General features: G+C 37.2%; 10 protein-coding genes. 1 reads left to right on the plus strand and 9 read right to left on the minus strand.

All coding sequences use genetic code 11. The features are described from left to right. The first annotated feature begins 86 nt into the window (after positions 1 to 86). On the plus strand, positions 87 to 1,091 hold the full coding sequence (locus K429_RS0105925) for an alginate lyase family protein (protein ID WP_231501814.1): 1,005 nt from the start codon (positions 87 to 89) through the stop codon (positions 1,089 to 1,091). A 130-nt stretch (positions 1,092 to 1,221) separates the two neighbouring features. Here K429_RS0105925 and K429_RS28480 read toward each other — a convergent pair whose 3' ends face one another. From K429_RS28480 to K429_RS0105965, 9 genes are all read right to left on the minus strand, one after another. Beyond that, positions 1,222 to 3,858, minus strand: coding sequence for a hypothetical protein (locus K429_RS28480; RefSeq protein WP_231501815.1), 2,637 nt, complete (start codon positions 3,856 to 3,858; stop codon positions 1,222 to 1,224). Beyond that, a complete protein-coding gene (locus tag K429_RS31145) occupies positions 3,855 to 3,977 on the minus strand; it encodes a hypothetical protein (RefSeq protein WP_255347613.1) in 123 nt (40 codons plus the stop codon). The genes K429_RS28480 and K429_RS31145 overlap by 4 nt, the downstream gene beginning before the upstream one ends. A gap of 50 nt (positions 3,978 to 4,027) precedes the next feature. Then, positions 4,028 to 5,035, minus strand: coding sequence for a hypothetical protein (locus tag K429_RS0105935; protein WP_007217514.1), 1,008 nt, complete (start codon positions 5,033 to 5,035; stop codon positions 4,028 to 4,030). Between the two features lie 26 nt (positions 5,036 to 5,061). Beyond that, entirely contained in the window at positions 5,062 to 7,773 is a 2,712-nt protein-coding gene (locus K429_RS0105940) for a hypothetical protein (protein WP_231501816.1), read from the minus strand. Between the two features lie 113 nt (positions 7,774 to 7,886). Then, positions 7,887 to 8,552: a TonB-dependent receptor plug domain-containing protein gene (locus tag K429_RS0105945; RefSeq protein ID WP_007217516.1), complete on the minus strand. Its 666-nt coding sequence runs from the start codon at positions 8,550 to 8,552 to the stop codon at positions 7,887 to 7,889. Positions 8,553 to 8,620: 68 nt separating this feature from the next. Continuing rightward, the gene (locus K429_RS0105950) at positions 8,621 to 9,712 is read right to left on the minus strand and encodes a hypothetical protein (RefSeq protein WP_007217517.1); all 1,092 of its coding nucleotides are present in this window, start codon (positions 9,710 to 9,712) and stop codon (positions 8,621 to 8,623) included. An 18-nt stretch (positions 9,713 to 9,730) separates the two neighbouring features. After that, a complete protein-coding gene (locus tag K429_RS0105955; protein WP_007217518.1) occupies positions 9,731 to 10,417 on the minus strand; it encodes a fasciclin domain-containing protein in 687 nt (228 codons plus the stop codon). A 27-nt stretch (positions 10,418 to 10,444) separates the two neighbouring features. Continuing rightward, positions 10,445 to 11,998 (minus strand): RagB/SusD family nutrient uptake outer membrane protein, encoded by a 1,554-nt coding sequence (locus K429_RS0105960; RefSeq protein WP_025726332.1) that lies wholly within the window; start codon positions 11,996 to 11,998, stop codon positions 10,445 to 10,447. A 15-nt stretch (positions 11,999 to 12,013) separates the two neighbouring features. Continuing rightward, complete coding sequence (locus K429_RS0105965; protein ID WP_007217520.1) at positions 12,014 to 15,184, minus strand: TonB-dependent receptor; 3,171 nt, start codon at positions 15,182 to 15,184, stop codon at positions 12,014 to 12,016. Positions 15,185 to 15,362 lie beyond the last annotated feature (178 nt).

Raw genomic sequence — 15,362 nt, forward strand, 5'->3', positions numbered from 1 at the left:
TCCTGTACGTATTGATGTGTACCGTTTGTTTCGGACAAGAATTTGTGCATCCTGGCATGTTACATATGACCCTTGACCTCGAGTTTATGAAAGCAAAAATCCTTGCAGGTGAAGAGCCTTGGAAGGAAGCATGGGATCAGCTCAAGGCTTCAGAAATTTCCTCACTCCACTATAAACCAACTCCATTTAAAGTTGTGGATAACGGCCCGTATAATCAGCCTGATAATGGCGGGAAAGAGTTTGTACGTGATGGAGCCGCCGCCTACACCATGGCTTTGCAATGGTATGTGGAAGGCGACAAAGCTTATGCGGAAAAAGCTATTGAAATTTTTAATGCTTGGGCAAATACCCTTGAATCTGTCGTCAATCACAACCGCCAACTGAAAGTGGGTACAGCAGGCATCAAATACCTCAATGCTGCCGAGATCATCAAATATACCTACAAAGGTTGGAGTGACAAAGATCGTAAAGCATTTGAAGATATGGTAATCAATATTTGGTATCCTGTGATAACAGACTGGACACCTCGTTACAATGGCAATTGGGATGCTGCCAACGGACAAACCATAATGTGTATCGGCATCTTCCTTGATCGACGAGATATTTTTGACAAAGCATGCAAACAGTTGACAGACGGTGATAGTAACGGCTCTATAAAGAACTATTTTTATGAAAACGGACAATGTCAAGAGAGTGGACGTGATCAGCAGCATGTACAGATGGGGCTTGCTTTCCTTGCTTGTGCCGCAGAGATAGCATGGAACCAAAAAATAGACTTATATGGGGCATTCGATAATCGTCTCTATAAAGGATTTGAATATACAGCTAAATACATGTCGGGTGAAGACGTTCCTCATATACAGTATATCACTTGGTTTGGAAAACCAGTCTATGGACCTGAGATCTCACCCAAACAACGCGAAAAGATATGTCCTGCCTGGGAACGAGCTTACCATCATTATCATGACCGCAAAGGAATGGATATGCCTTATACCTATAAAATGATTCAAAAAAGTCGTCCGGAAGGAACAGTTAACCAATCGTTTATGCCTTGGGCATCTCTGACCAGTGCTGATTTTCCAGTTCAATAAAACTATGCTACCTATTTTATCCTTAGTGTGCTCTTAGAGAATAGTTTGAACTGCACCCCAAAAGTTTTATGTCTAACTTTTGGGGTGCATTTTGTTTTTTTAACATAACCTCAATATCGTTTATTTCTTCTCATTTTATTTGCTTTACATACCGACAGACTTTCCCATCATCTGTTATACCTTCTATCACTATCGTATACGTAGAAGGGCGATCTGCTGTATAAAAACTTAGTCCTGTTTCGCCTTTCTCATTCAGACGGATATTGGGTTCCCAGTGAATGGTGCTACGTTTATCAGAGTCGATAATCTTACGATTTTCTTCGGTAGGGTATTGGGGAGCATAAAATTCTGCATTCTCGGCATAGGATAAATAACCTATGCGGGCAATGCTCGGAATAGAAGAACCGATAATTCCTTTAGAGAGATAAGTACTTATATATACTTTCTGGGGCTGAACGATCAGAGGTAGTGCATCACCAGTTCTCGGTGCATTGGCTATTGTTACAGCCTCTGTTTCTTCATAATTTTCCCAAGTATAATGATCCTCGCTGTTTGCAATATACATTGCCTTATCTCGTACAAAATTTATAGACTTCACATCCTCGGCACGCAGATTTTCCAGATCTTGTAGATTCTTTAGTTCATATCCATCAACTATTACGGGTACTCTTTTCCAGAAGCGTTCCCAGTAACCTGATATCGGACTTTCGCCATTAGAACCAGATATTTTGCTGTAAGAACTTTTTTCGTTGAAGTTTCTGTTTGGAACTAATACAAACATTTGGTTAACACTATTTCTAACTCCGGAATGAACCATAATGTTAGGAGTTCTCTTCAATAAATCCAAAGCCGTCTTTTCATTTATCTGTTCTATCTTCTCCGGTTCAACCACCTTATATGAGACCCACCCATCCGGTAATTGCAAAGCGGTGACCTCCACTTCCGGCAGTCGGTATATTTTTTCTCCATTTACAAGAGTATAATCTTCGCGCACACTTTTAATGAAAGCTCTACTTTTCAAAGGTATTTCTTCTTTTTGCCAGTGTAAGTGGTGAGTACTAGGATATTCCGTTTCATTCATGTAAATGCCATATCGCCATTTGGGTTTCTTCCCAGCACCGTTAATCAGGAACTCTGTCAAACGATCCTTGACCTGCTGAAAATTATGGGTAAAAGAAAACTCTCCTTTCTCATTGGAAACAACAATTTGTTTGAAAGCTTTTTGAGAAGTACTCACAAGCAGTGCAAAATGAGACAATCTTTTCTTATCAAAATGACTTTCAACATATCCGCAGATTTGCTGAGTTTTCTCAACTTCATATTTATATTTCGCTTCTCTCAAATTTGTACTCACATCATATCTACGCCAGCCGTGTGTCAGCATAAGTTGGTTCAAATGCTTTTCGATGGTCGGAGTACAAGAAGAAAAATAGTAAGCGGGAGAAAAGACATTACCTTTTAAATCAGAATTCAGCAATAGCTCACTGACCACATGGTTGGTTGTAGCATCCATATTCACGGCGAAATCGTCGGTTATACTCAAAGAGAAATTTCCCTGAACCGGCCTATGTTGATTATCCAAAATGCGTAACCCCATTTTTACAGGTTGGCGACTGTCGGCCGGAGTACCAGAAACCGCTAACTGAAACACAGCGTCAGGCTTCCTGACAAAGACAAGACGTTCGCTCACCACTGTCGTATCACGGTTGAATAGTGTGAAGTGGGCAATTCCTTCGGGAAACGAGTCGAGAGGGATACTGTCGGATAATTGTTCGCGAGATACGACACGATTCAAGAGGATCTTGCCACGTGTATGCACCAATAAACCGAAGTCCTCATTCAGTTCTCTATCCAAAGGAGTGAGTATACAGTAGTGTACAGAAGTGGGATCCTGATGTATGGCGAGAGAAATATGGGTGGTGGAAGCTTTAGGTAGAGTAAAACTCCGCTCATGCCCAAGATTATCTTTCACAAAAGCACACAGTGTATCTGCTTCATCGGCTTGAACCGTAAAGGAGCCTATGCCGGCATACTCGCTATTGAGTGTGACCAATGTATCTTTTCGTTGATTTAATACATATCCCTCTACATTTATTATTTCCCCGGTCGAAGTTTCTGCTTTAAAGGCAACCTGCTGTTGTACTCCTGCCAGTAAATGCCCTCCTTCCGGATAGAAGCCAACTGTATATTCATAATCCTGCGGCAGGAAGATGCGCTTGCGGTGTACATATTCTTTCTCGTATAGAGAAAGGTAGACATAAGGTTCCACGCCTTTCTCCCGGTCGGGCAGCTTAAAGCGTATTTGTCCATCGGCATTTGTTCTCACACGGCGAAAGCGATTCATATACTCTTTCGTGCGAATCATGTACTCGACACGAGAACCTGCATAGAGAGTGCCGTCTTTACGCAACAGGGTGATAACGACATATTTCCCATCGGTTTCATCCGAATCATATTCGATGTTCGCAGTAAGTAACGAAGAGGTATTGGCATATACGGGAATCTGTTTGGTAAAGAAGAACTCCTCTCCTTGATTTCTCATGAAATTGGTGTTAGCGCGAATCTGATAATCGGCCTCTTCAATATCTTTCTCTAAAGGAATGAAATTAGAGAAATGCCCGTTTTCTTCTTTTATTTTTTTACGCTGAATTACCTTATTCTTCCGGTTTATGAGTTCGATATATAAAAAGCGACTTTGTGCATCACTTTCTTTATGCGTTTGTGCATCTACAAGATAACCTTTCAGCCAAATGGTATCGCCAATCAAGTAGAAAGATGGAGATAGGCTTTCTCCTGAGTTGGAAAAGCTAGTATTTCGCCTCCATCCTTGAAAAACAAAGAAGGAAGAATAAAGATACAGATCATTGTAATAAACAACTTTTTCATCTTACCTTATTTAGGGTCGGAGTAGAACTCTCTATGTTATTTCTTACATTTTAATCGTGACTCTCCGGATTAGGGTTCGTATTTTTTTCGTAGACTTTAAAATCAGCCAGTTGTAGAGTTTCATCCTTTATTCCGTTTGTTGGGCGATCATCCACACCATCCATATTTCTGCCAAAGCTCCGATAAATACCATATTTATTACGAATACTAATAGCACCTTTTCTCCACATGTCTATATCAGAGAACGATTTATTAACTAGGATTTTTCCATCACTGATACGTGTCATCTTAATGCTAAATGAACCATTATGGGTATAATGCATTTCTGTCTCTACTTGTATCCATTCATCCTCAAAGTCTGATAGAGGTAAATTGTCTATTATTGTACCTTTATTAGTGGCACTTTTATCACCTGTATGAATAACTTGTATTCGTCGATTACTACCATTGCTATTGCAGCGGGGAGTAATCGTTATCAGTGGAGAGCCATTGTTTCCTTCCTGCGCTTTTAGTTGGTGAATGTGACAGAAACTCGTAGAAGGTCTAAAATCTTTCGGAATACGGAATTTCCATTCCAAGCGTTGCCATTCGTCCCAGTTTCCATTCAATTTATACCAAGCAGCAGTTGTTTGTGTTTTCATTTCATTACGTTGACGGTCTTCCAATTTTCCGCGATCACCATCAAGTATCTCTGCATTGGCATGAATGATAAATTTAAAAACATATTGTTGTATGATTTTGTCGTATACAACCTCACAATGTATACCGTCATTGTGATCTTTGTCAGATGAATTGGGGTGTTCAGAATAATCCCAGCCGTAAGAGCGCATATACTTATGAATCTCAGAATAATTTTTCCCAACTAATTGTTCTGCAGCCTGCATAGTTCCTTGCAATGTGTAATTGTCAGGTTCGGGCTCTGGAGTAGGGTCTGGCTCTGGAGTTGGAATAGACTGATCCGTATCTGGCTTATGATTCTCTTCTTTGGAACAAGCACTTATTCCGTATACAACAATACAAAGTACGCACAACATCAGAAATAAATTAATATGTTTCATAGTTTTATCATTTATAAGATGTGACATTATCTTTTTAATAAATATTCATACCGACAAGGAACCCCCTTATCTGTTATCCCTTCAATAACTACAGTATAATAACTTGGCCGATCAGCAGTATAAAAATGAACATTGGCATTACCATTTTCATCAGTTAAAAGTTTTGGTTGCCAATAAATAGTAGTACGGTTATCTGGTACAGAAGATTGGCGTTCAATATCAGTTGTATATTTAGGACTATAAAAAGATTTATACCGATTGAAGCCAAGCAGGAAAGCGGTGTCTCCCTGAGAATTACTGGGAATTGCTAAATTACCGGTACGAGAGGTTAATACAATACATCCTCCGGAAATATTTTGAGATCCATCTTTCATTTTTTGAAGCTGCTTGTCAACTTCCAGTTCTTCCAATTCTTCTAAAGTAGCACCGCTTTCAAATGCCTCATTATATGCTGCCTCCAAATATTTCAGATTTTGAGTGATATTGACAGCTGCATCAACTTCCGGATCTATTTTATGAACACCAATAATATCTGCTGCATCGATAAGAGAAAGCACATTAAAGCCAACAGCCCTGTTATCTAACATAAAGCGTGCGGTACGGCCGTAATCTATTTTTTCTTTCGGACGTAATGCATTTCGGTTATTTACATCATTAGACATTAAATGCTCTGGACGTTGAGAGTATTTAGGATTAATATAGGGTCGATTATCGATAATTCGAAATCCTGGAACTTTCTTTACCAGATCAAGTGCTGTGCGTGCATCTTGTTGAGATAACATTTCTTCATCGTCCATTTTATAAGAAGAAAAACGATCTTTCACCAGAGTTCTGGCATTGATTACGACTTCCGGAAGCCGTAACATTAAAACACCATCTTCTTTTACAAAGGGCGATTGCATCTCCTCGATATATTCATTTTGGTGCTGATATTTTGTATTTATATAAGGGTGGGCATTAGTCGCTTCTGGAAAATAATCCCGGTCTATTTGAACATTGGCACGAAATATTTTTCCTTTCTCTATTACTTGTGCTTCCACTCTGGCTGTGTCTGCATAACTTAACTTATCAACAAGAAATACTCCATTACTATCTGTATATATTGAAGGATAAGGGCGCTTATTGACAAACACATTCACATGTTTTCCTGCAAGTGGCTTGTTGCGGATATCCAATACCTTACCGGAAACAAATTGTCCGACTTCCATAAAATATTGCGGATTCGTCTGCTGTTCTTTTAAAAGATCTTCCACATTAAATCGGCTCCAGCCCTGTGTCAGCATTAAATTATCCAGGCAAGCTTTTAGTCGCTGGGTATTATTTTTAAAATAATACCCAGGCGTTTCAATATATCCTTTTAAATCAGATGTTAACAGTAGATTAGAAAGAATATTATCTCCTATCGAATCACATCCAATTGCATAATTATCAGTAACACTTAATGAAAAATTGCCTTTTATGGGTTGTCCTGACAGATCAGATAAATGAATGTCGAGAGAAACCGGAGAACGTGAATCATAAGATGATTTATCAGGAGTCAGTTTCCAAACTGAATTATTTTCCCGGCGAACGAAAGCAAGACGTTCACTATGCGGAAGATAGTTTCCATCCAATAGTGTAAGAGTTAGTATGCCTTCCGGAACGGATTGTAAATTGATAGCTCCTTGTTCTTTTTCGATTGGTTGTATAAATAGAAGAAATCCACGAATATGAGCTACTAAATACAAATTCTCTGAAAGCTTTTTCTGAGGAGTATGTAATATTGTATAGTGTATAACTCCATTACGTTCAGTAATAGATAAAGCAAGCCTATTCGCTTCTGGTTCTGGTAATGAGAATTCTTTTTTTATACCTTCTGTTGTACTAACAATTGCCTTATATTTTTCACCCATTGAAACTGGTAGCATAAAACTACCCATACCGGCATAGACACTCTTAAAATGAGTTATGGTATCACCACTACTATTTAAAATGTCACCTGCTATCTCTACTGAATTTCCATTTATATCTATAGCTTTTATACCTATTTTTTGAGTACAACCTCCTATCAGGTTACCTCCTTCCGGAAAGAAATCAACTTGATAATCAAAAGCATCAGGAACGTAGAATGTATGCTTATATTTTAATTGTTTGTCTTCCAGTACAACATAGATATATTGTTCTATCTCTTCTTTTTCCGGGATGTCTATCTGTATTTCTCCATTTTTATTAGTTTGTTGCTGCCGAAATTTGTTTTCATGTGTTTTAGTACGAACCATATAATGTACATAATTGCCTGCATAGACGCCATTGTCAGGCCTTTTGAATGTAATAATTGCCGTACGCTTTTTACCCTTCTGCTCATATCGAATTTCAGGATACATAAAAGATGATTGAGAAGCTAATATTTTTAGATTCTTAGAAAAGTAAAAAGAAGAATCTTCATTCAGCATCCAATGAGTATATGCACGAAGATAATAATCACCCGCCTCCAAAGTTTTAGGTAAGGTGAGATAACTTGCAAAGAGATCTTTATCTTGCTGAATTTTGATACGTTGCAAGACTTTATCTTTGCGATTTATAAGTTCTACATATACATACTGACTTCCATTTCCTGAAAAATGAGTAATGGCATTCACCAAATATACTTTTAACCAAATAGTATCTCCTACAAAATAATATGGTTTATCTGTATGCAGATATACTTTTTCTTGCGGCAGATTGGTAATTTGCTTAAATGAACTAGCAATTTTATTCATATAAACAGTATCAATTTGCTGGGCATTGCATGTAAATATGCTAACAAAAAGTATCACCCATATAGTTAGGAGATAACGTATTCGGCTGTTCCTCATAGTGGATATGTATTATTCTATTTTTTAATTGTAGTGATAACAATGACACCATTAGCTCCTTTCATGCCATAAGCTGCACCATCTTTCTGAATTTCCACTTTATCAATATCATTGATTGAGACTACTCCATCAACTTCACTGCTACTTTCATACAAAGTTCCGTCTACGACAAATAAAGGTTCGTTATCCAAATCGAATGAACTTCCACCTCTGATTGTTATTTTATCTCCGTTTACAGTTACTCCCGGAATAGCTCCACCTTTGAATAAATCATAAATATTATTAGCTGATAGCTTCTGAATTTGCTCACGAGTCAGTACGTTGGAATTATAACTGGCACGAAGTATTTTGGTATATTCCCTTTTTTCGTCTTTTTGACCATCAAATAATATAAAGAATTTCTTTTCTATTTTAAGAGAAGCTTGTGACATTTTACCAATTGGAATAACAGCTTCCTCCTTTTTTGATATAGACACAACCAATGTATCTGTAGGTTTTAAACCGGAAAAGGAGAATACTCCCATTTCGTCAGTCTTCACACTCTCTGTAGTATTTTTCTTCCAAACCTTCATTCCTTTCAGAGGTCGTTGTTTAGCATTAACAATAACTCCTCTAAAATCCTGCCCTACGGCAGTTAGTATAAACAGAGATGTACACAATGCGAGAAATAATCGTTTTTTCATAATCGTAAGAATTAAAAAAGTATCTTAGGGGTATAATGACTCCTAAGATACTTTTTGATTAATGAATATTATTCTAAAATACCGGTGTTTGAAGCATAAGCATCATCAATATATAATACCGGAATATCTTTTCCACCATTACCATTAGGAAGATAAAGTTCCCAGTTATTAATGGACATACGGCCTTCACAAGCATTTATATTACGGGCATTACTTAAAATGGTACTTTTCAAGACTTCCTGACCTGCTACATGGACAATGAGTGCCTCACTTTCGTCTACAGACATAGAAACTGTCTGATAAAGCTTAGCTGTAAATGTATTCATCGTATTCAGGTTATGATATTCGTTATACGTAGTTTTCTTACCTTCTGCAGATGTATATTGTACTATTAACTGTACATTATAATCGGAAGTTCCTTCAACTGTTACGTCATCATTAGGTACGGCAGGGTAAACCTCTCCACTTTTCAGTTTTCCCGGATACCACAATAAACGAATCTGATTAATATAAGCACCATTATTAGAAGCGTCAGAACGCAAATTCCAACGGTATTCCAACATGGGTTTGCCTGTTTTAGTTCCAACTTTTATTTCTTGCAGATTAGGAACATTAGATTCAAAACCGAGCTTCATGCGAGTGCTAAATGGAGTATATAATGTATTATCACCAAAAGCACGACGCACATACCGATTCACTTCTGCTGCAGAATTAACTTTGGTTTGTAGGTACTGGTTACCATCAGCTTCTTTCTTTAATGTACCGGTAGTATTACTTTGTAGAGACAATGAATGAGGAGTTTTCTCAAATTTATCAAAGTAGTAACTGGAAACATACATTTTATGAGAGCGCACTTGAGTTTCACCACCGATACTTGCACGACAAGTAATCGTATAAGTACCTGGAATACTTGGTGCTTTCCATGTCATTTCATTTAAACCTTGAGGCTGAGTTAATGTACCTGCATCACAATCCCACTCATAGTTGGTATGCCATAAGTCACTAGAGCGTACACACATCCATACTTTCACTTTCTGGTTACAATAGAACTCATCTCCATCTGCACTCAATGAGTCTATTTCTATAAAATCATCATCACCGCAGTTTGCAAAGGAGAAAGCGCAAAGTAGGATAAGGAAAAATCGATAAATATATTTCATAATCGTAATCTTTTTAGGTTATTTCATATTCAATTGTTCTTTAGTAGGACGGTCCAACCAACTATCCAATACATGCATATATGATCCGTCAGAGTTGTATAAGTTGGAAGTGCGTGGCTTAATTGAAGACTTATAATGACCATTAAAGTTATTAAATGCAATGTTAGGATCACGGTCTTTCAATAAATACATGTTTACTTTAGCTGTATCGGCTGAAGCTATTGTTTCAAACCAAGTAGATTCTGCCGGAAGATTAGTAAAGGTGTATTTACCTTGCACAATATGGTAAAGTAAAAACTCTTTTACTTGTTCTTTCGGATAAGCAGTCATACTTATGGGTGCATAAGATACCGGCTCACCGGTCTCATCATCGATATAGGTTAATTGATGAGTTTGAAAATAGCTCAAATCAGTACTTGTCTCCGAATTAAAAGCGGTATTTGTCGGCAATAAGTATGTTACACCACTACGTTTAAATTCATTTTCAACTCCTGCATATAGAATGGCCTCTCCTAATAAAGAGAATATATCTGTACGAGATTGAATAAATTCAAAAGCAGACATATCTATTTTATTACTTGGCATACCCGCATCATAATCATAATCATATGAATCTTGATAATCCAGTCCCAACAATTCACAACTAGTGAATAAGAAAGGAAGTGCCAATAAGACTAATGTTATTTTATAGTATTTTAGTTTCATTATTCGCTTCATTTTAATAGTTCATAATTAACGTTCTGTATAGGGTGCATTTTGATCGCCAATAAGTGCTTTATTAGACTCAAACTCACTGTAGTAAATAGGCCAATATTTAGTACCTTCATGACCAAAACCAGTCACTGTAACATTAGCAGCCTCTTGACGTGCTGAATATATAGGATCCATCACCTCTATTAAATGTCCTGTACGCATCAAATCAAACCAGCGATGACCTTCTCCAAAAAGCTCCAATTGTCTTTCCTGTAAAATAAGATTTTCTACTTCATTCGTATTATTGACACTTGAAACTTCTAACTTGGCGTCTTTTAAATACCCTACACGACTACGAATATCGTTGACGATGCTTAATGCTTCATCTCCTCTGTTTAATTTGTTCAGAGCTTCTGCGCGAAGCAACATGATATTTGCCATACGCATCATTACCAATGCAAATTCGCTATCTGTTGTGTTTTTGACCGCAAAGTATGATTTATATACCTGGTTGGCTGAGTCATATTCACGTGCAAGATCAATATCACTATATTTGATGCATTTGTTTACACTTTCTACGCCAGCTGTATAACTAGCGTAAGTTAAAGGTACACGAGAAGCCTTATAGTATATTTTGACTGTGTCAATTGTATTCCAGAAACGGGCATCATAACCTTCGCCAGAACGTAGTCGATCAATGAATTCATCAAAAATAGGTTGTGACATTCTATAACCATTATTGGTATTACTTGCACCTAAAAGTTGAGGCCAACCTCCGAGAGCACCATCTGTTTCATAATTCCATGCCATAGCAAAGATTACTTCTTTTGAATCAGAAGGATTAGTGAATATTTTTTTCCATTCAACCTCCCCATTTGATAATACCAAAGTCTTATGATTGATAAAATGATCGGAAGCAATCAAAGCCTCTTGGTATTCATTATACCACATGTGCACTTCTGTTAATAAAGCATACATAGCATCTTTACTTAAATAGTATTTGTCACTTGTCTCATTTACTATCATATTAAAATATCCAATGGCTTTCTCTATATCTGATAAAATTAGTTCTTTTACTTCCTCCAAAGAAGAACGAGGAATAGATATAGAATTTAAGGAACCATCCCATGGCTCTGTAATAATTGGCATTTTCCCCCAAGTTCTGGTGCCCCAAAAGTACAGATAAGCACGCATTGCGTAGCATTGTGCAATGTATGGAGCATATTCCGACTCCAGGATATTATGAATAGTTGGATATTTCTGAATACCAATATTACATCTGGAGATACAAGTATAGAAAGGTTCCCAACTGGCATCTGAAATGTTAGGCATCAAAGCATTCATATAAATCTTTGAATCTTCATAAGTCGTACCTGTCACATTATCAGAACGAACATCACCGAAAAGTACTTGTCTCTTCGAAAGAGCACTTTGAAATGCATCATAGATACCCGCATTCCAGTTTTTCATTTCAGCTTTGTCTTTGAAATAACTTGATGGAGACAAGTCTGATAGAGGCGACCGATCCAAAAAGCTTTCACAACTTGTTAAAGCTAAAAGGCTTGTTAAAGCTAAAATAATATATTTCTTCATTTTTTATCCTTTTAATTAAAATCCAACATTAAATCCGATACCAAATTCACGCTTACGAGGATACTTGGAACTGTCCTTACCAGGTGTCAAAACACCGCCACTCAATTCTGGATCATAACCGGTATAGTTTGTCCAAGTCAATAAGTTATTACCATAAATATATGCTTGTACAGAACGAAGCGGAGTCTTATTCAAGAATCTTTGATTTACATTATAACTTAAACGAACAGATTGTAAACGAATAAAAGTTGCATCTTCCAGGAATTGATCACTCAAACTCATTGAATGATTATTGGTTTTACGTTGTTTGGAATTCAGTGCATACCAACCCGTAATCTCACCTGGATATTTCCATCCTTGCATAATATATTCAGGAGTCTGTTTATGAGTATTACCTCCCCATGAGCAATAGTAACGTTTCAAGTCATTCCAAACTTGACCACCCCAACTAACATAGAAATTAAATGAAAGAGAGAAATCTTTGTAAGTAAGAGTATTTCCCCAAGAACCAAACCAATCCGGGGTAGCTTTACCTAATTCTGTCTGGTCATTAGAGTTAATTACATTATCCAATTCACCATTTTCGTTAGGCTTATTATACCATATGACATCACCACCGCCAGCTATCACACCATTCACCGTCATTTGAGCGACTTTACCAGTATATTCACTGCCATCAGAATTTAAATATTTTTCTAATGTCGGTTGACCATTCAGACCGATAACGACATTACCATCACCATCACGTTTAAAGACAGGAGTTAAACGAGTTTTATAGTCTTGAGTCCATGCATTGCTCGCATCATACTCATATACGCCCAGATTCTTGTAACCATAGAATAAACCTGCAGGCTTTCCTGCTGCAATCAACCAAGCACTACTGATATAATCTTCACGAGCTAAATCCAAGATTTTATTATCATTTTTCCACCAGTTAACTGTTGTACTCCAACTAAAATCACGTGTTCTGACCGGAGTGGTAGTGAGAGATAATTCAACACCTTTATTCTCAATACTTGCCAAGTTTACACGCATTTTATCATAACCGGTAGTACTTGGAAGATTATAATCGGAAAGTAGATCACTTGTTTTCTTTATATAATAATCAGCTACAAACATGATACGTCCATTTAAAAAGCTCAAATCTAAACCTATATTGGTCTGTTTAGTCTGTTCCCATTTTAAATTGGGGTTACCATACTTGGATGCGGGGACTATGCCTCCTACTGAGTTATAGTACTGAGAACCTGCGGTATAAACTGTTTGCGATTCATAACGACCAATCTTATCGTTACCGGTAATACCATAACTGGCACGAACTTTTGCATCTGTAAGAACATTATTTGACCAACGCATAAATGGCTCATCCGAAATACGCCATGCAGCAGAAACTGATGGGAAAGATCCCCAACGATTATTTTTACCAAAACGTGAAGAACCATCAAAACGAAGATTGCCAGTTATGGTGTAACGACTTTTCCAACTGTACACAACACGTCCGAAAACGCCAACCATAGCTTCATCCCAACCACTCGTATAGATGTTCTTTACATCCTTTACTGTAGCAAGATTCATGTAATGAATATCTTCAGATAAGAAGAAAGAACCAGCTATATTGTATTCTAATTGATTACTTACTTCAAAACTACTACCAACCATAGCATTTAAAGAATGGTCTTTAGCAATTGTTTTATTAAAGTTCAAATACGCTTCACCTGCATATTTCCAAGTCTGCTGACTTCTATCTGCACCCGTGTTTTTTCCGTTATCACTTCCTTCCAGATACTTGGATGAGAATGTTAAGTTTCTATAAGATGTATAATCTGCTGAAATGTCAGCATCTAATCTTAACCAAGGAGTAAATGTCCAAGTTACACCTTGATAGAAGTTACCTCTATAAGTTGAACGCTCATCTAATTTTTGCTTTAATTCTGCAATAGGATTACGACGTCCACCGGAAGAATAATAAGGAATTAATTCACCGTCCGGATACCAAATAATCATATCTGGATCACGACGCATAGCATCCTGCAAAACTGATTCTTTAATATTGTTAACTTTATTATAGCTTAAACGAACACGGGTTGTAAACTTGATGTTTTTCCACGGTTCATAATCAACATTAATGTTAGCCGTATATTTATCGTTTCCAGATTCCAATATAACGCCTTTTTCACCAATATAATTTAAAGATGCACGGTACTTGAAACCTTTAGAACCACCACTAATCTGTACGCTGGCATCGTCACGTCCACCTGTACGGAATAATAGATCTTGATAATAATAATTTGTACTGTATTTCATACCAACAGAGTCAGTACGTGCAGAGAATTTTTCCAAAGTCTTAGATGGATTATCTAAATCAGACGCAGCCATACTCAAACGACTTTCGAAAGCATTAACCTGGGGTAATTTACGTGCAACTGTATAAAAGGAATGTTGATAGCGTACATCAACACGTGGTTTACCAGATTCACCAGATTTAGTTGTAATCAATATTACACCATTGGCAGAACGGGCACCATAGATTGCGGAAGAAGCTGCATCTTTCATAACATCAATCTGCTTGATATCATTCGCAGAGATATCGTCGATATTATCTACCACTACTCCGTCTACAACATACAATGGAGATACGCCTTCGTCACTAAAAGTGGAAGCACCACGAATAGATACAAATGACGAAGATCCGGGGGCTCCAGAATTTGAAACGATTTGCATACCGGGAGCTGCACCTTGTAATGCATCAAAGACATTCACTGAGTTTTTCTCTTCCAGAATTTTAGAATCTACTGAAGTCATTGAGCCTGTAATATGCTTTTTGTTCATTGAACCAAAGCCAACAATAACAACTTCATCTAATGCTTGAGCATCTTCAACCATTTCTATTCTCATTCTCTGACCACTCGCTTTATGTTCTACAGTTTTGTATCCCATAAAAGAGAATACTAATGTGGCACCTTTATTACATTTGATGGAGAAGTTACCATCCAAATCCGTGATGCCACCAGTCGTTGCACCTTTTACTTGTACTGTTACACCAATCATCGGTTCATTATTCTGATCAACAATAACACCAGTCTGGGTTATAGATTGAGCCATCATATTAGTACTCAAAATCAATGCTGATAGAACTAATGATAATCGCCAGAATAGCGATTTGGACTTGTGTTCTTTCTTTTTCATTAAACTACTTTTTTTTAATTAGACTTAAATTAACAAGGGATTTCACCTAGAATTCTTTTTGAGTTGTTCATAATAGATTGTTTTTACATAATATCAATACATCATTTTCAACTCTGTCTACGAAAAGCAGTTATTCTTTTTGATTTTGTGAAAAGAAAGAAATGGAAATGGCTTTTGT

It is taken from the genome of Bacteroides sp. 14(A), from assembly GCF_000526555.1.
GTDB lineage: Bacteria > Bacteroidota > Bacteroidia > Bacteroidales > Bacteroidaceae > Bacteroides > Bacteroides cellulosilyticus.